The sequence below is a fragment of the Brevundimonas sp. SPF441 genome (assembly GCF_009661015.1).
In the GTDB taxonomy this organism is placed as follows: Bacteria; Pseudomonadota; Alphaproteobacteria; order Caulobacterales; family Caulobacteraceae; genus Brevundimonas; species Brevundimonas vesicularis.
Genome location: NZ_WJWX01000020.1, coordinates 17,989 through 33,886, shown reverse-complemented (window position 1 = coordinate 33,886; position 15,898 = coordinate 17,989). Strand labels below are relative to the sequence as shown.

15 protein-coding genes are annotated in these 15,898 nt (G+C 66.5%); 9 read left to right on the top strand and 6 right to left on the bottom strand.

All coding sequences use genetic code 11. From position 1 onward, the window contains the following. Positions 1–64: 64 nt before the first annotated feature. On the top strand, positions 65–469 hold the full coding sequence (locus GGC30_RS11825) for an EF-hand domain-containing protein (protein WP_153924339.1): 405 nt from the start codon (positions 65–67) through the stop codon (positions 467–469). A gap of 2 nt (positions 470–471) precedes the next feature. Here GGC30_RS11825 and GGC30_RS11820 read toward each other — a convergent pair whose 3' ends face one another. Both GGC30_RS11820 and ettA read right to left on the bottom strand, forming a co-directional pair. Beyond that, positions 472–1,398 carry a 2-hydroxyacid dehydrogenase gene (locus GGC30_RS11820; protein WP_153924336.1) on the bottom strand — a complete coding sequence of 309 codons (927 nt, stop codon included), beginning with the start codon at positions 1,396–1,398 and terminating at the stop codon, positions 472–474. Between the two features lie 29 nt (positions 1,399–1,427). Continuing rightward, positions 1,428–3,095, bottom strand: a complete 1,668-nt coding sequence (gene ettA, locus GGC30_RS11815; protein WP_153924334.1) for an energy-dependent translational throttle protein EttA — start codon at positions 3,093–3,095, stop codon at positions 1,428–1,430. Between the two features lie 198 nt (positions 3,096–3,293). Here ettA and fabD point away from each other — a divergent pair, with 198 nt between their 5' ends. From fabD to GGC30_RS11775, 8 genes are all read left to right on the top strand, one after another. Beyond that, positions 3,294–4,238: an ACP S-malonyltransferase gene (gene fabD / locus GGC30_RS11810; protein ID WP_153924331.1), complete on the top strand. Its 945-nt coding sequence runs from the start codon at positions 3,294–3,296 to the stop codon at positions 4,236–4,238. Between the two features lie 145 nt (positions 4,239–4,383). Beyond that, positions 4,384–5,124, top strand: coding sequence for a 3-oxoacyl-[acyl-carrier-protein] reductase (gene fabG, locus GGC30_RS11805; RefSeq protein WP_153924328.1), 741 nt, complete (start codon positions 4,384–4,386; stop codon positions 5,122–5,124). Between the two features lie 179 nt (positions 5,125–5,303). Next, the gene (locus GGC30_RS11800) at positions 5,304–5,543 is read left to right on the top strand and encodes an acyl carrier protein (RefSeq protein WP_008264317.1); all 240 of its coding nucleotides are present in this window, start codon (positions 5,304–5,306) and stop codon (positions 5,541–5,543) included. 151 nt (positions 5,544–5,694) lie between these two features. Continuing rightward, the gene (gene fabF / locus GGC30_RS11795) at positions 5,695–6,966 is read left to right on the top strand and encodes a beta-ketoacyl-ACP synthase II (RefSeq protein ID WP_153924325.1); all 1,272 of its coding nucleotides are present in this window, start codon (positions 5,695–5,697) and stop codon (positions 6,964–6,966) included. 1 nt (position 6,967) lies between these two features. After that, positions 6,968–8,128 carry an endolytic transglycosylase MltG gene (gene mltG, locus GGC30_RS11790; RefSeq protein WP_153924322.1) on the top strand — a complete coding sequence of 387 codons (1,161 nt, stop codon included), beginning with the start codon at positions 6,968–6,970 and terminating at the stop codon, positions 8,126–8,128. Next, a complete protein-coding gene (locus GGC30_RS11785; protein WP_153924319.1) occupies positions 8,125–9,009 on the top strand; it encodes a YicC/YloC family endoribonuclease in 885 nt (294 codons plus the stop codon). The genes mltG and GGC30_RS11785 overlap by 4 nt, the downstream gene beginning before the upstream one ends. Continuing rightward, positions 8,999–9,640, top strand: a complete 642-nt coding sequence (gmk, locus tag GGC30_RS11780) for a guanylate kinase (protein ID WP_153924317.1) — start codon at positions 8,999–9,001, stop codon at positions 9,638–9,640. The genes GGC30_RS11785 and gmk overlap by 11 nt, the downstream gene beginning before the upstream one ends. A 195-nt stretch (positions 9,641–9,835) precedes the next feature. Beyond that, positions 9,836–11,587, top strand: coding sequence for an ATP-binding protein (locus GGC30_RS11775; RefSeq protein WP_153924314.1), 1,752 nt, complete (start codon positions 9,836–9,838; stop codon positions 11,585–11,587). Here the strand turns inward: GGC30_RS11775 and GGC30_RS11770 are convergent. Genes GGC30_RS11770 through GGC30_RS11755 form a run of 4 tightly spaced genes read right to left on the bottom strand, consistent with a single transcriptional unit; the run spans position 11,584 to position 15,891 of the window. Continuing rightward, positions 11,584–12,708 (bottom strand): pyridoxal phosphate-dependent aminotransferase, encoded by a 1,125-nt coding sequence (locus tag GGC30_RS11770; protein ID WP_153924311.1) that lies wholly within the window; start codon positions 12,706–12,708, stop codon positions 11,584–11,586. The genes GGC30_RS11775 and GGC30_RS11770 overlap by 4 nt on opposite strands. Next, complete coding sequence (gene rsmA, locus GGC30_RS11765) at positions 12,705–13,514, bottom strand: 16S rRNA (adenine(1518)-N(6)/adenine(1519)-N(6))-dimethyltransferase RsmA (protein ID WP_370451971.1); 810 nt, start codon at positions 13,512–13,514, stop codon at positions 12,705–12,707. The genes GGC30_RS11770 and rsmA overlap by 4 nt, the downstream gene beginning before the upstream one ends. Before the next feature lie 8 nt (positions 13,515–13,522). Further along, the gene (pdxA, locus tag GGC30_RS11760; RefSeq protein WP_153924308.1) at positions 13,523–14,527 is read right to left on the bottom strand and encodes a 4-hydroxythreonine-4-phosphate dehydrogenase PdxA; all 1,005 of its coding nucleotides are present in this window, start codon (positions 14,525–14,527) and stop codon (positions 13,523–13,525) included. Beyond that, positions 14,524–15,891 (bottom strand): peptidylprolyl isomerase, encoded by a 1,368-nt coding sequence (locus GGC30_RS11755; RefSeq protein ID WP_228763722.1) that lies wholly within the window; start codon positions 15,889–15,891, stop codon positions 14,524–14,526. Before GGC30_RS11755 ends, pdxA begins: the two co-directional genes overlap by 4 nt. Positions 15,892–15,898: the final 7 nt, after the last annotated feature.

The following is a 15,898-nucleotide window of genomic DNA, read 5'->3' as shown; positions in this document are numbered from 1 at the left end:
AACGGGCCGACGGGAATGGTTCGCGCGCGCGTTAAAGCCCACAGACCCGTCTTGGAGTGATCTTATGCGTAGCCTGTTCATCGCCACTCTTGCTGTCGCCGCCGCCAGTCCGGCGTTGGCCCAGAGCGACTTTCCCGAGACGCCCATGCCTCAAATGTCTGGACCTGAAATGTCAGGGCGGCCTATGGGCGGACAGATGCGGCCGCCGGAGCGCGAAAACTTGGCCCAGATGCAGGCGCGCATGACCCAGATGTTCAACCGCCTAGACGCCAATGAAGACGGCGTGGTCGACGCCAGCGAACTGGCCAATGCACGCGGCGGTCGTATGCTGGCGCGCTTCGACGCCGATGCGGACGGGCGCATTACTCGCGAGGAGTTCGACGTGGGCCTCGCCGCCGCCTTCAAGGCGATGGACAAGAACGGCGACGGCGTGGTGACGGCGGACGAGCGGCCGCAGCGTCCCCGCTGAAGTCAGACGACGGGCGTCTTCAGCGGCTCGCCCGCGAAATGCGCCTGCAGATTTTCGATCAGCAGCATCAGCATGCCCTGCACCCCGGCAGTCGTGGCCCCGGCGGTGTGGGGCGTCAGAATGACATTGGGCACGTCGGCCCAGCGGGCTGGATCTGTCGGCTCTTCGATGAAGACATCCAGGGCCGCCTGACCCAATGTCCCTGACTTCAAGACGGCGATCAGGGCGTCCTCGTCCACGACCTGACCACGCGAGACGTTGACCAGCAGGCCGCCGGGGCCAAGCGCCTCGAGGATGTCCTGCGAGATCAGGCCGCGATTGGTCTCGTCCGCCTTGCAGGCGACGACGAGGATGTCGCTGGCCTTGGCGAGCGCCAGCAGGCTGTCGGCGCGTGGCCATTCGGCGTCGTGCGGCCGCGGCCCCCACCAACTGACCGCCATTCGGAAGGCCTCGGCGCGGTCGGCGACGGCCTTGCCGATGTGGCCCAAGCCGACGATGCCCAGCTTCTGGCCGGCGAGCGACGTCGTGATGGTCCGCGTCTCGAAGGTCCAGCCGCCGGCGCGGACCTGACGGTCGCCCGAGGCGATCTGGCGGCGTGCTGCCAGGATCAAGCCCAAGGCGTGATCCGCGACATCCTCGTGATTGACGCCGGGGGCGTGGGTGACGGGCAGACCGCGCTGGCGGCACCAGTCGATGTCGATCCCGTCATAGCCGGAGGTGAAACAGGCCACGAGGTCGAGGTTCGGCAGGCGTTCGATCAGCGCCTTGTCCAGGGCCGCCTCGCCGGCGACGACCATGACGCGGATGTCGTGGGCGGCCTCGATCGGCGGACCTTCCCAGAAGCGATAGACGTCATAGGCGCTCTCCAGAAATCCCGAGAGCGGCGCAAGATGCCGCTGCATGATGAGAACGGCGGGGCGTTGGGTCATGCAGCGGCTCCTCTTGTCAGATCAGGCGATCAGCGGCCGAACTTCTGGTGCTGGATGCGCTTGGGGATGATGCTGTCGGCGCCCAGGCGACGCATCTTGTCCTGTTCGTAGGCTTCGAAGTTGCCCTCGAACCATTCCACATGGCCGTCGCCCTCGAAGGCGAGGATGTGGGTGGCCAGACGGTCAAGGAACCAGCGGTCGTGGGAGATGACCACGGCGCAGCCGGCGAACTCTTCCAGCGCCTCTTCGAGGTTCTGAAGGGTTTCGATGTCCAGGTCGTTGGTCGGTTCGTCGAGCAGGATCAGATTGCCGCCCGAGGCCAGGGTCTTGGCCAGGTGAACGCGGTTGCGCTCACCGCCGGAAAGCTGGCCGACCTTCTTCTGCTGGTCGCCGCCCTTGAAGTTGAAGCTGCCGACATAGGCGCGGGTGTTGATCTCGCGCTTGCCGACCATCATCACATCGGTGCCGCCCGAAATGGCCTGCCAGATGGTTTCGTCCGGCTTCAGGTCGTCTCGCGACTGATCGACATAGGCCAGTTTGACGGTTTCACCGACCTTGATCGTGCCGCCGTCGGGCTGTTCCTGGCCGGTGATCAGCTTGAACATGGTCGACTTGCCGGCGCCGTTCGGGCCGATGACGCCGACGATGCCGTTGGGCGGCAGTTTGAAGGTCAGGTTGTCGAACAGCGTCTTGTCGCCGTAGGTCTTTTGCAGACCCTCGACTTCCAGAACGACGTTGCCGAGGCGCGGGCCAGGCGGGATCTGGATGTGGGCGTGCGTCTGGGCGCCGCGCATCGATTCCTGTTCCTCGACCATCCGCTCGTAGGCGGCCAGACGGGCCTTCGACTTGGCCTGACGGGCCTTGGCGCCCGATCGAACCCATTCCAGTTCGCGGGTGAGGGCGCGCTGGCGGGCTTCGGATTCCGACTGCTCCTGCACGACGCGCTTGGTCTTGGCTTCCAGCCACGAGGAATAGTTGCCCTCGTGCGGGTGGCCCTTGCCGCGATCCAGCTCCAGCGTCCACTTGGTGACGAGGTCCAGGAAGTAGCGGTCGTGGGTCACCAGGATGACACAGCCGGGGAAGTTTTCCAGGTGGTGCTGCAGCCAGGCGACGGATTCGGCGTCCAAGTGGTTGGTCGGTTCGTCGAGCAGCAGCATGTCGGGCTTGGACAGCAGCAGGCGGGCCAGGGCCACGCGGCGCTTTTCACCGCCGGACAGGTTGGGGACTTCCCAGTCGTCTGGCGGGCAGCGCAGGGCGCCCATGGCCTGGTCGATGCGGCTGTCGATGTCCCAGACGTCGCCGGCGTCGATCTTTTCCTGAAGGGAGGTCATCTCCTCCATCAGTTCGTCGGTGTAATTTTCGCCAAGTTCAGCGGCGACTTCGTTGAAGCGGTTGACCCATTGCTTCTCTTCGCACCAAGCCTCGACGTTCTGGCGCACATTCAGGGCCGGATCGAGCTGGGGTTCCTGTTCCAGATAGCCGCGCTTGATGCCATCGGCGGCGCGTGCCTCGCCGTTGAACTCGTTGTCCAGGCCGGCCATAATCTTCAGCAGGGTGGACTTACCCGAGCCGTTGACGCCGACGACGCCGATCTTGGCGTCGTTGTAGAAGCTGAGCCAGATGTTCTCGAAGATCTTGCGGCCGCCGGGGAAGGTCTTGGTCAGACCCTGCATCTGGAAAATATATTGCTGCGCCATGAGGTGCGGTGCGCCCTTCGGGTTCGTCTGAATGGGGAGTTGCGCCGGATGTAGCGATCCTGCGCGCGAAGGGCAAATGAGGCGAGGGTCGGGCGGAGCCAGCAACCTTCTGTAGTAGGCCCTGGAGCGCCCGGCTTGCCCTCGCGGAAGTCTCGGCTTACGGGTCCGCGCCTTGATGAACGATTCAGGGAGGGGTCGATGACCCTCGCACTTCTGTTTCCGGGACAGGGCAGCCAGGCCGTCGGCATGGGCGCGCAGTTGGCGGACGCTTTCCAATCCGCTCGCGACGTCTTCGCCGAGGTGGACGAGGCGCTGGGCCAGAAGCTGTCGGTGCTGATGCGCGAAGGCCCCGAGGATCAACTGACCCTGACCGAGAACGCCCAGCCCGCCCTGATGGCGGTTTCCGTGGCGGCGATCCGGGCGTTGAAGGCCGAGTTCGGCTTTGACGTGGCGAGCGCGGCCTATGTGGCCGGTCACTCGCTGGGCGAATATTCGGCCCTGGCGGCGGCGGGCGCGATCTCGCTGTGGGACACGGCGCGGCTGCTGAAACTGCGTGGCCAGGCCATGCAGCGCGCGGTTCCGGTGGGGCAGGGGGCGATGGCCTCGCTGATTGGACCCAAGACCGATCTGGCGCTGGCGGAAGCAGCGGCGGCGGCCGGTTCGGAAATCGGCGTCTGCGTGGTCGCCAATGACAACAACAACGGCAATATCGTCATCTCAGGCGAGAAGGCCGCCGTGGATCGCGCGATCGAGAAGGCCAAAGAATTGGGCGCGCGGGCCATTCCTCTGAACGTCTCGGCGCCCTTCCACTGCCCGCTGATGCAGCCGGCGGCCGACGAGATGGCCGCCGCCCTGGCCGAGGCGAAGATTGTCGCGCCGGTCGTGCCTGTCGTCGCCAACGTCCTGGCGCGGCCCGAGAGCGATCCGGAAGTCATCCGTCGGCTGCTGGTCGAACAGGTCACCGGCCGGGTGCGCTGGCGCGAGAGCATGGAATGGATGGCGACCGAAGGCGGCGTGACGCGCTTTGTCGAGATCGGCTCAGGCAAGGTGCTGACCGGCATGGCCAAGCGGATCGCACCGGACGCCGAGGCCCTGCCGCTGAATACGCCGGAAGAGCTGGAAGCGTTCGCGAAATCGGTGTGAAGCCCCCAGGTCGTCATCCTCGGGCTTGACCCGAGGATCGGACGGTCCGCACTTCGGCGTCTGAGCGCCATTATCGACATCGGCGCCGCACAGCGCCTGATCCTCGGGTCAAGCCCGAGGATGACGGAAGGAATAGAGGGAACAGATGTTCAATCTTGCAGGCAAGACCGCGCTGGTGACCGGCGCGACGGGCGGGATCGGCGGGGCGGTGGCGCGGGCGCTGCACGCCCAGGGCGCGACCGTCGTGCTGTCGGGCACACGCGAGGCCGTGCTGGCCGATCTGGCCAAGGAGCTGGGGGAGCGGGCGCATTTCGCCACGGCGAACCTGTCGGACCCGGAATCGGTCGATAATCTGGTCAACGCAGCCGAAACGGCGGCGGGCGCGCCGCTGGACATCCTGGTGGCCAATGCGGGCATCACCAAGGACGGCCTGCTGATGCGGATGAAGGACGAGGATTTCCAGTCGGTCCTGACCGTCAACCTGGAGAGCTATTTCCGCCTGACCCGCGCGGCGGTGAAGGGGATGATGAAGCGCCGTTCAGGGCGAATCATCGGCATCACCTCTGTCGTCGGCGTGACCGGCAATCCGGGCCAGACCAACTATTCGGCGTCCAAGGCCGGGATGATCGGCTTTTCCAAGTCGCTGGCGCAGGAGGTCGGCTCGCGCGGCATTACGGTCAACTGCATCGCGCCGGGCTTTATCGCCTCGCCGATGACCGACGTGCTGAACGATCAGCAGCGCGAGACCATTCTGGGCCGGATTCCGGCGGGCCGACTGGGTTCGGGCGACGAGATCGCCGCCGCCGCCGTCTATCTGTCGTCCGACGAAGCCGCCTATGTGACGGGCCAGACCCTGCATGTGAACGGCGGCATGGCGATGATTTAAGGGCTGCGGCCCTTATCACGTCGCGCAACAGACTATTTCCAGCCCGAAAGCCTGTGCTAAAGGGTTGAATGCGTCGGCGGTTCGGGCTTTCGGGCTTGCGTCGCCATCGCTGCCGTGAGACGGCGATTTCTGAGCTACCCCCGCCTCTACGGCGATTTCAAACAGGCAGAGAGACACTCATGTCCGACACCCTCGAGCGCGTTCGCAAGATCGTCATCGACCATCTGGACGCCGATCCGGACAAGGTCACCGAAAAGGCCAGCTTCATCGACGACCTGGGCGCTGACTCGCTCGACAACGTCGAGCTGGTGATGGCCTTCGAAGAAGAATTCGACATCGAGATCCCGGATGACGCCGCCGAGCACATCCAGACGGTCGGCGATGCGGTCAAGTTCATCGACGAAAAGTCGGCCGGCTGATCTCAGTCGCCGATCTCGGCCGAACAGGCTGACGGTTCACAGGGCCGCCCGGCGCTCCTAGCGGAGACGCCCGGCGGCCTTTACTGTTTCTGACCCGCGCGAATCCGCAATGATTCCGAAGGGTCGGGCTGGAGATAAGGGAGCACGCACCATGCGCCGCGTCGTCGTTACGGGCATCGGTCTGCTGACACCCCTGGGTTGGGGCGTCGAAAAGAGCTGGAAAGGCATCGTCGAGGGACGCTCGGGCATCGGCCCGATCACGTCGTTCGACACTACGGGTTATGGCTGCACCATCGCCGGCGAAGTTCCGAGCGTGGATGGACGCGGCGGCGGCGGCGAAGGCGACTTCGACCCCGAGAAGATCATGTCCGCCAAGGACAGGAAGCGTGTCGACGACTTCATCCTTTACGCCATCGCGGCGGCGGATGAGGCTTTAGCGGATGCGAACTGGAAGCCCGAGACGGACGAAGACCAAGAGCGCACCGGCGTGATGGTCGGCTCCGGCATCGGCGGCCTGGGCCCCATCGCCGACACGGCCATCGTGCTGAAGGAGCAAGGCGTGCGTCGCGTCAGCCCCTTCTTCATTCCCAGCGCTCTGATCAATCTGGCCGGTGGCCAAATCTCGATCCGTCATGGCCTGAAGGGGCCGAACCATGCGGCGGTGACCGCCTGCGCCACGGGCGCCCACGCCATCGGCGACGCGGCGCGGATGATCGCGTTGGACGACGCGGACGTGATGGTGGCGGGCGGAGCCGAAAGCTCGGTCGTGCCGATCGGCATCGCGGGCTTTTTGGCCTGCAAGGCGCTGTGCACCGCCTATAACGATACGCCGGAGAAGGCGTCGCGTCCCTATGACCGGGGCCATGCGGGCTTCGTCATGGGCGAAGGCGCCGGCATCCTGGTGCTGGAAGAATACGAACACGCCAAGGCGCGCGGGGCCAAAATCTATGCCGAGGTCGTAGGCTACGGCATGAGCGGCGACGCCTATCACATCACCGCCCCGTCCGAGGACGGCGAAGGCGGGGTGCGGGCCATGAAGGCGGCGCTGAAGCGGGCCGGTCTTCAACCGTCAGACCTGGACTACGTCAACGCCCACGGCACCTCAACCATGGCCGACTGGATCGAGCTGAAGGGGATCGAGGGGTTGGTCGGCGATCATGCGCAGAATCTGACCGTCTCTTCGACCAAGTCCATGACCGGCCACCTGCTGGGCGCGGCGGGCGCCATCGAGGCGGCCTTCTGCGTGCTGGCGATCCGCGATCAAATCGCGCCGCCGACGATCAATCTGGACGACCCCGAGATGGAGACGCCCATCGACCTGGTCCCAAACAAGGCCAAGCCGATGAAGATCGATGTGGCCATGTCGAACAGTTTCGGCTTCGGAGGCACAAACGCCTCGGTGATCTTCAAGAAGGTCGACTGAGATGTTCGGGCGCGGGCGGGTCGAGAAATCCAGCGGGCGGTCGGGTTTTACGGTCTCGCTGCTGACCGCGTCCGCGACCTTCGGCCTGTTCCTGCTGGTGGCGCTGATCGCCGTCTGGGCGGTCTATTATGCTCCGGGACCGTCCGCGCGGCAGGGGCAGACGACGGTGGTCACCCTGCCCAGCGGGTCCGGCGTCTCCGCCATCGCCGCGCGGATGAAGGCCGCGGGTGTGATCCGTTCGACAGACCTGTTCCGTGCGGCGGCGACCCTGACCGGCGCGGATCGTCGGCTGAGGGCCGGCGAATACGAGGTGCCGTCCGGCACGTCGCTGGCCGGGGTGCTGAACCTGTTGGTCGAGGGGCGGGTGGTGCGCCATTTCGTGACCCTGCCTGAGGGCTGGTCGTCGTTGCAGGCGGTGGACATCCTGAACAAGGAGGCGGTGCTGACCGGGACGGTCGCCGAGACGCCCGAGGAAGGCAGCCTGTGGCCCGACACCTATGAAGTTTCGCGCGGCGACACCCGCCAGTCGGTGATCGACCGGATGCAGCGCGCGGCGACCGAGAACCTGCGTCTGCTGTGGAGCCAGAGGTCGCCCGCGACCGTGGCGCGCACGCCGGAGGAGGCTGTGATTCTGGCCTCCATCGTGGAGAAGGAAACCGCGCTGGCGGCGGAACGGCCGCGTGTCGCGGCGGTGTTCACGAACCGTCTGCGGGCGGGGATGCGGTTGGAGAGCGATCCGACCATCGTCTATGGCGTGACCAAGGGCAGGCCTTTGGGGCGTGGCATCCGGCGTTCGGAGTTGCTGGCTCAGACGCCATGGAACACCTACCAGATCAACGGGCTGCCGCCGACGCCGATCGCCAATCCGGGTAAGGAAGCCGTCAAGGCCGTCTTGAACCCGCCGGCCGATCCGGCACTGTTCTTCGTGGCGGATGGCTCCGGCGGACACGCCTTCGCCCTGACCTATGACGAGCACCTGCAGAACGTCGCGCGGTGGCGTCAGATCGAGCGCCAAAAGGCGGGCTTGCCGCCGGAGGCCACGCCGCCCGCAACGCCGGGAACCAGTGCGGCGCCGATGACGACCGAGCCGGCCGCCGCGTCGATCGAGAATGGTCAGGCGACGATCACCCTTCCGGCCGGCGCGACGCAGGGGCCCCGATGAGCACGCTTTCTGGCATGACCGGCCTCGGCCGGGCCGACGGGGCCGGCGAAGGCTGGACCTGGTCGGTCGAGGCGCGCTCCGTCAACGGGCGCAATCTGGAGGTCCGCTTCCGGGGACCGAACGGTTTCGACGGGCTGGAGCGCGCAGCCAAGGCGGCCGGCCAGGCGCGGTTCGCGCGGGGTCAGGTCACCATCGGCGTTCAGGCCAAGCGAACCGAAGCCGGCGAGGCGGCGGTCACGATCAACGCCGCCGTGCTGGCGCGCTATTTGACGCTGGCGAACGAACTGGCCGAGGACGGAGCAACGCCGCCGTCCGCCGACGGCCTGCTGGCCCTGCGCGGTGTGATCGAGGTGCCCGAAGAGGCGGACGATCCGGAGGCGCGCGCGGCGGTCGAGGCGGCCATGACCCGCACGGTCGAAGAGGCGCTGGATGCGCTGAAGGCGTCACGCCAGAACGAGGGCGCGCAACTTACGCCGGTGCTGGGCGAATTCATCGCTCGGATCCAGGCACTGGTCGCCCAGGCGGAAGGCGAGGCGACCGCGCAGGTCGAGGCTATTCGCGATCGCTTCACCCGCCGAATTTCCGAACTGGCGCCCGATGCGCCGGGGCTTGAGGACCGGATCTTCCTGGAAGCAGCCGCTTTGGCGACCAAGGCCGACGTGCGCGAGGAGCTGGATCGGCTGACCGCCCATGTCGCCTCGGCGCGTCAGCTTGTGGCCTCGGCGCCCGCCGGGCGGAAACTCGACTTTCTGATGCAAGAATTCATGCGTGAGGCCAACACGCTGTGCTCGAAATCCGCTACGACCGCGCTCACCGGAATCGGCCTGGAGCTCAAGGCCGTCATCGAACAGTTGCGTGAGCAGGTCCAGAATGTCGAATGAACGCAGCCCCCGCCGGGGCGTCCTCCTGATCGTCGCCAGTCCTTCGGGCGCCGGCAAGACCTCGCTTTGCCGGCGGTTGATGGCCGATCATGGCGGTCTGGAGCTGTCCGTCTCCATGACCACGCGCGGCATCCGGCCGGGCGAGGTGGATGGGCGCGACTACAACTTCGTCGGCCATGACGAGTTTCAGCGCCTGATCGACGAGGACGCCTTCCTGGAATGGGCGGACGTTCACGGCAATCGCTACGGCAGCCCGCGCGCGCCGGTGGACAAGGCGCTGGCCGAGGGACGGGACGTGCTGTTCGACATCGACTGGCAGGGCGCGCGCGACGTCGCCGAGAAATGCCCGGAAGACGCCGTGCGCGTTTTCATCCTGCCGCCCAGCCTGGAAGAGCTGCGTCGCCGTCTCGTCACCCGCTCACAGGATGCCGACGACGTGATCGAGCGCCGTGTGGCCAACGCCAAGGGCGAGATCGAACACTGCGACGCCTTCGACTATGTGCTGGTAAACGAGGACTTCGACCGGTCCTACGCTGAACTGGCCCACATCTATCACGCCGAGCGTTCGCGCCGGTTCAGGAACCTGTGGGTCGGCGACTACAAGGCCGCCCTGCTGTACGAAGCCGTCTGAATAGAAACAGCGCCACAGGCCATGGGGACCTGCGGCGCTGTGGGTACTCAACGCTACGCTACTGATGCTGTTTTGCCGGGAAGGAGATTTCGGACGGTAAACACAGCGATAGGGACTATTCCCTAGCTATCCACTGCTCAGGTTTACGTCCTGTTCTTCCTCTTGACCTAACGTCAGGTGGTGAACGGGGGTGTCATGGGTTTTCTTCATTCGATCGCGCCACTTTTGGCCACCAGCGCCAAGGAGAGGGTCAAGCAGGTTCCGGTCAGGCTTCTGCTCGCCGCCTTGGTCGGTTGGGCCATGAATGAAGCCGGAATGCTGCGATGGGTCCCGCTGTGGCTGGCCGTCGCGGTCCTGGCGCAAGCATTCGAACTCTGGGCCATGGCGCCGTTCAGACGCGCCGAGGCGTCACAGAGCCCGCTTGCCGTGTTTGTCGCCCTGGCGTCCACCACAGTGATGGCGACCACCTATGCCGCGATGGGTTTGATCATCTGGTCCACCAACCATCCGGCGCTGGTCACGCTCGCCGCCTTGACGATGGCAGGCGGACTGTTGACCAATGTTGCGTCCGGCATCGCCTCGCGTCGAATTTTCTTCATCGGCGGCAGTCCCTATCTGGCGGCGCTGGCCTTGATGCCTGTGATCAAGGTGATGCAGGGCGATACACGCGGGGTCGTGGTCATGACCCTGTCCGCCATCCTGTTCGTCGGCATGGTGCTGAACATCTATTGGCGGGTGCACGCATCACGTGAAGCCGAGGTGAAATCTCGGGCGGAGGCGGAAACGCGGCTGGAGCAGGCGCAGGCGGCCATGGCCGATCGCGCGGCGATGGCGGCGATCGTCAGCCACGAACTGCGCACGCCCGTCAGCGCGATCCTGGCCGGCGCCCATGTTATTCGCGACGGCAAGTTGAAGGAACACCGCGTAGAGACGGCAGATCTGATCATCGACGCCGGACGATTGATGACCGGCATGCTCAACGACCTTCTGGACCACTCCAAGATGGAGGCCGGCGCCATGGCGATGGAAAGCCGCGACTTCGAACTGGGCGATTTGATGCGCGATACGGTGCGATTCTGGGCGGCGCCGGCGGCGGACAAGGGGCTGACGCTGGAGATGTCGGGGGTGGACGGCGAGGCGGTGTGGCTGCGCGGGGATCCCTATCGTCTGCGCCAGATCATCAACAACCTGGTGTCCAACGCGATCAAGTTCACACCGTCGGGCGCGATCCGTCTCGAGGCGTCGGCGCCTGGCGGGGACGGCAAGCATTGTCTGACCCTGACCGTGATCGACCAGGGCGCCGGTATCGCGCCCGAGGCGATGAGCCGGCTTTTCACACCCTTCGCGCAGGGATCCGCCGAGGTGGCGCGCACCTATGGCGGGACGGGCCTGGGCCTGACCGTCAGTCGAGAACTGGCGCGGTTGATGGGCGGCGACCTGACGGTCGAGAGCACGCCGGGGCAGGGCGCGGCCTTCACCCTATGTGTCGATCTGCCAGCGGGTCAGCCGACGCAGGCTTTAGATGGGCAAGAGACGGCGGCGCCCGTTCTGGCCCGGCGGCTTCGCGTCTTGGCCGTGGACGATCACGAGATCAACCGCCGCACGATCTCGCTCGTGCTTCAACCTCTGGATGTCGATCTGACCACGGCCTCGGACGGCCATCTGGCGCTGGCGCTGTTGTCGGAGAAGGCGTTCGACGTCGTGCTGATGGATGTGAATATGCCGGGCATTGACGGCAACGAAACGACACGGCGCTTGCGCGCGTCTGACGGCCCCAATGCGGACGCCCCGGTGATCGGATTCAGCGCGGGCACGGAGGCCGAACAGGTGCAGGCCTGCTATGCGGCCGGTATGACGGACTGGTTGGCCAAGCCGCTGGAGCCGAAGAAGCTCTACGACGCCTTGCACCGGGCGACATCGGCTGCAGTTCAGCCCAAGGCGGCCTAAGCCAAGGCTGCAAACCAGGGCCGCAGGCGGGTCAAGGCGTCCTCGATCTCGGGGGTCGAGACGGCGAAGCTGAAACGGATGAAATGGTGGCCTTCGACAGGGTCGAAGTCGACGCCGGGCGCGGTGGCGACGCCGGTGTCGCGCAGCAATTGCTCGCAGAAGGCCACGCTGTCGTTCGTCAGATGGCCGATGTCTGCCCAGATGTAGAAGGCGCCGTCGGGGGGCGCGATCTTGCGCAGACCCAGCGCGGGCAGAGCGTCCAGCATCAGCTGGCGGTTGCGGGTGTAGGTCTGGATATGGCCCTCCAACTCATCGATCGCGTCCATGGCGACCAGACCGGCATGCTGGCTGAGGCTGGGCGGCGTCAGGAACATGTTGCCGATATAGGCGCGGGCGGCATCGATCCGATCCTCCGGGACTAAGAGCCAGCCAAGGCGCCAGCCCGCCATGCTCCAGTATTTGGAGAAGCTGTTGATGACTACGGCGTCTGGCGCAAACTGCAGCATCGAAGGCGTCGGGCCGACGTAGCTGAGACCGTGGTAGATCTCGTCCGACACGATGGCGATGTTTCGCGCGCGGCAGACCTCGGCGATGGCGGCCAGCTCGGCGTCCGGGATGATGGTTCCGGTCGGATTGGCGGGGCTGGCGATGATGACGCCGGCGGGGGCGGGATCCAGCGCCTGGAGCTGGGCGGCGGTGAGCTGGAAGCGGGTGTCGGGACCACAGGCGATTTCGACCGGCTCGAGATGCAGGGCGCGCAGGGTGTTGCGATAGGCGACATAGCCCGGCCGGGCCAGGGCGATCCGGTCGCCGCGCTTGAACAGGGTGCTGAGCGCCAGAACCAGGGCCGGGGAGGCGCCGCAGGTCAGCAGAATGCGGTTGGGATCGACGGCGACGCCGTACCGCTCGTCGTACAGGCGCGCGATGCGGGCGCGCAGATCGGGACTTTCCCAATAGCCCATCGCGTCGACGTCCAGCACCTGATGCGCCCTTGCGATGGCGGCGGCGGGCGCCCCGGTCGAGGGCTGGCCAAACTCCATATGGATGATCGAGCGGCCTTCGCTCTTGAGCTGATGAGCCAGGCGGCTGACGGAGATGGCGCGGAACGGTTCGACAGTCATTGAAGGGCATCCGCCAGACGCAGGAAGCCCGCCACGTCGATGGTCTCGGCGCGCGCGTCCGGCTCGATTCCGGCGGCCTCGCACAGGGCGGCGCCGCCCAGTTGCTTCAGGCTGGAGCGCAGCATCTTGCGGCGCTGGCCGAAGGCGGTGGCGGTAACGCGTTCCAGCTTCTTCAGGCGTTCGGGCGACGGGCGCTCGTCCAGCGGGACCAGATGGACCACGGCCGAGGCCACCTTGGGCGGCGGGGTGAAGGCGGCGGCGGGCAGGTGCATGACGATGCGGGCGGTGCAGACGGCCTGGGAGATGACCGCCAGGCGGCCGTAGGCGTCCTCGCCCGGCCCGGCGGCGACGCGTTCGGCGACCTCCTTCTGGAACATCAGGGTCAGGCTGTGCGGCAGCCACGAGCCGGTCAGCCATTTGATCAGCAGGGGGGTGCCGACGTTGTAGGGCAGGTTGGACACCAGATGGGTGGGGCCGGAGACCAGATCAGCTTCCTTCACCTTCAGCGCATCGGCTTCCACGATGGTCAGGCGGCCGGAGCCGTCGTCCAATTCGGTCAGCAAGGGAATGAAGCGCGGATCCTTTTCCACCAGGACCACGGGGCCGGCGTCGGATTCCAGCAGGGCGCGGGTCAGGCCGCCGGGGCCGGGGCCGACCTCGATCACGGCCCGGCCGTCGAACGGGCCGGCCATGCGGACGATCTTGCGCGTCACATTGAGGTCCAGCAGGAAATGCTGGCCGAAGCTCTTCTTGGCCGAAAGGCCGTGGGCGTCGAGGGTTTCGCGGAGGGAGGGAAGGTCGGTCACACGCCCTGTTAGCGCGCGGCGCGGGCCGCCGCCATCTCCGATGCCAGGCGAATGGCGGCGATCAGGCTGTCGGGACGTGCGACGCCCTTGCCGGCGATGTCGAAGCCCGTCCCGTGATCGGGCGAGGTGCGGATGATCGGCAGGCCGAGGGAGACGTTGACCCCGCCCCAGAAGTCCAGCGTCTTGACCGGAATCAGGGCCTGATCGTGATACATGCAGATGGCGGCGTCATAGGTCGCGCGCGCCTCGTCATGGAACAGGGTGTCGGCTGGTCGCGGGTCGGTGATGTCGATCCCCTCGGCGCGAAGCTGTTCGGCGACGGGGGTCAGGATGTCGCGTTCCTGCAGGCCCAAGGCGCCGCCTTCGCCCGCGTGGGGATTCAGCGCCGCCATGGCCAGGCGCGGGCGGGCGATGGCGAAGTCGCGTTTCAGGCTTTCGTGGACAACGCGGGCGATGCGGGCGACACGCTCGGCTGTGACCAGTTCCGGCACCTGGTCCAAGGCGACGTGAATGGTGACGAGACAGGCGCGCAGGTTCTGAGCCGTCAGCATCATCACCGGGCCGCGCGTACCGGCGTATGGCGCATCGGCCGTCAGTTCGGCAATGAACTCGGTATGGCCGGGAAAGCGAAAGCCCGAGGCGTACATCGGCGCCTTGGCGATCGGGGCGGTGACGACGCCGGACGCCTCGCCGGATAGGGCGAAGCTGACCGCCTCCTCGATGCCGTCCGCGACGGCCGAGGCATTGGCCGGATCGGGCGACCCGACCACGACCGGGGCGGGCAGGGGGCGATGGATGACGGGAAGGGCGGATCCGAACAGGCCGCCGGCGTCGCCGGGAACCCCGATCTCGGCCACGGGAACACCCTGCGTCCGCATCAGCGCCGCGTCGCCGATCACAGCAAAGGCCGTCTGGTCGGCGCGCAACGCTTTCCAGGCGGCGGCCACGATCTCCGGCCCGACGCCGGCGGGTTCGCCCAGCGTCAGAACCAGAGGCGCGACCGCTGGGTTCATTTGAACTCGATCAGGGCGTCGCTGCGCAGGTCGCGCAGATAGCGGCGCTCCAGCACGGCCAGGTTCTGGGCGCGCAGACGGTTTTCGACCTGCTGACGGTTCGGCGCTTCCGGACCGCCGACGCGACGACCGCAGACGGCGACCAAATGCAGGCCCAGCGGGGTGCGGATCGGCGTCGAGACCGAACCGATTTCGCCCGTGCGGGCGAACTGCTGGAACTGGGGCGCCAGGTTGGCGACATCCGATTCGCCGAGGTCTGCGCCCAAGACGCCCTGCGTCGCACGGGCCTGGGAGATGATGTTGTCGCAGGTCAGACCGTTGCGCAGACCTTCCAGCTTGGCGGTCGCGGCCGCGACATCGGCCTCCGACGCGGTTTCAGGCAGTTCGACCATGACCTGTTTCAGCGAAACCAGGCTCGTCGAGGCGCCGTCACGCTTGTCGCGCAGGTAGAGGATATAGACGCCGCCATCGACGACGATGGGGTTCGACAGCTGGCCCGGCTGGAGCTGTTCCAGCACTGACTGCACAGCCGGCTGGAGCGAATCCTTGACCACCCAGCCTGCATCGCCTGGGACGCGGGCGCTGGCCGAGGGGGCGGCGGAAAACTGCTGGGCGACGGCCTGGAAAGGCGCGCCCTGGATGATCTGCTGCACCAGCTGGCGGGCGCCGTTCAAGGCTGCCTGCGCGCCGCCGACGCGCGCGGCGTCGATATAGATTTCGCCGAGCAGGAACTGGGGCTTGGAGGCCGCCTCGTTCAGACGACGGACTTCCTGATCGACCTGAAGGGTGCTGGCGCGGGCGCGGCTGTTGAAGCGGCCCGGAATCAGCTGGCTCCAGCCGATCTGGGTGCTCAGGTTGTCACGGAAGGCGGCGGGCTGGATGCCGCCCTGTTGCAGGAACTGCAGATAGGCCTGCGGCGTCGTGCCTGCGGCGCGGGCCATTTCGGCGATCTCGCCGTCGATTTCCTCGTCCGTGACCTTCAGGCTCTCGAACTTGGCCATCTCCTGATCCTTGAGGCGATCCTCGATCAGGGCGTTCAGGGCGGCCTGCTGAATGGCGGGCAGGTTCTGCTCGGTCGGCTGAACCTGAGACGAGGCGATCAGCATCAACATGCGCTGACGCAGATCAAAGCCGGTGATGATCTTGTCATTGACCGTGGCGACGATGCCGTCGGCCATTTCAAACTGAGGCTCGGCGCGCGCCGTCGTCGGCGCCTCTTCAGCCGCAGGATTCGGCGCGCCGGCCGCAGGGCCTTGCGCAGGCGTGGGGGTCTGTGCCGGAGCGGGCGCCGTCTGGGCATAGGCCGAACCGGCGAGGAGGACTGCCGCGAGCGCAGCCCCCGTCGAATAACGCATCAAACCCATTGGTCGT

Coding starts and splice junctions, on each gene's coding strand:
- GGC30_RS11785 (WP_153924319.1), top strand. CDS start 8,125: ATGAGCACGCTTTCTGGCATGACCGGCCTCGGCCGGGCCGACGGGGCC.
- GGC30_RS11770 (WP_153924311.1), bottom strand. CDS start 12,708: ATGACTGTCGAACCGTTCCGCGCCATCTCCGTCAGCCGCCTGGCTCAT.
- GGC30_RS11755 (WP_228763722.1), bottom strand. CDS start 15,891: ATGGGTTTGATGCGTTATTCGACGGGGGCTGCGCTCGCGGCAGTCCTC.
- GGC30_RS11800 (WP_008264317.1), top strand. CDS start 5,304: ATGTCCGACACCCTCGAGCGCGTTCGCAAGATCGTCATCGACCATCTG.
- ettA (WP_153924334.1), bottom strand. CDS start 3,095: ATGGCGCAGCAATATATTTTCCAGATGCAGGGTCTGACCAAGACCTTC.
- mltG (WP_153924322.1), top strand. CDS start 6,968: ATGTTCGGGCGCGGGCGGGTCGAGAAATCCAGCGGGCGGTCGGGTTTT.
- pdxA (WP_153924308.1), bottom strand. CDS start 14,527: ATGAACCCAGCGGTCGCGCCTCTGGTTCTGACGCTGGGCGAACCCGCC.
- fabG (WP_153924328.1), top strand. CDS start 4,384: ATGTTCAATCTTGCAGGCAAGACCGCGCTGGTGACCGGCGCGACGGGC.
- fabF (WP_153924325.1), top strand. CDS start 5,695: ATGCGCCGCGTCGTCGTTACGGGCATCGGTCTGCTGACACCCCTGGGT.
- GGC30_RS11775 (WP_153924314.1), top strand. CDS start 9,836: ATGGGTTTTCTTCATTCGATCGCGCCACTTTTGGCCACCAGCGCCAAG.
- GGC30_RS11820 (WP_153924336.1), bottom strand. CDS start 1,398: ATGACCCAACGCCCCGCCGTTCTCATCATGCAGCGGCATCTTGCGCCG.
- fabD (WP_153924331.1), top strand. CDS start 3,294: ATGACCCTCGCACTTCTGTTTCCGGGACAGGGCAGCCAGGCCGTCGGC.
- gmk (WP_153924317.1), top strand. CDS start 8,999: ATGTCGAATGAACGCAGCCCCCGCCGGGGCGTCCTCCTGATCGTCGCC.
- GGC30_RS11825 (WP_153924339.1), top strand. CDS start 65: ATGCGTAGCCTGTTCATCGCCACTCTTGCTGTCGCCGCCGCCAGTCCG.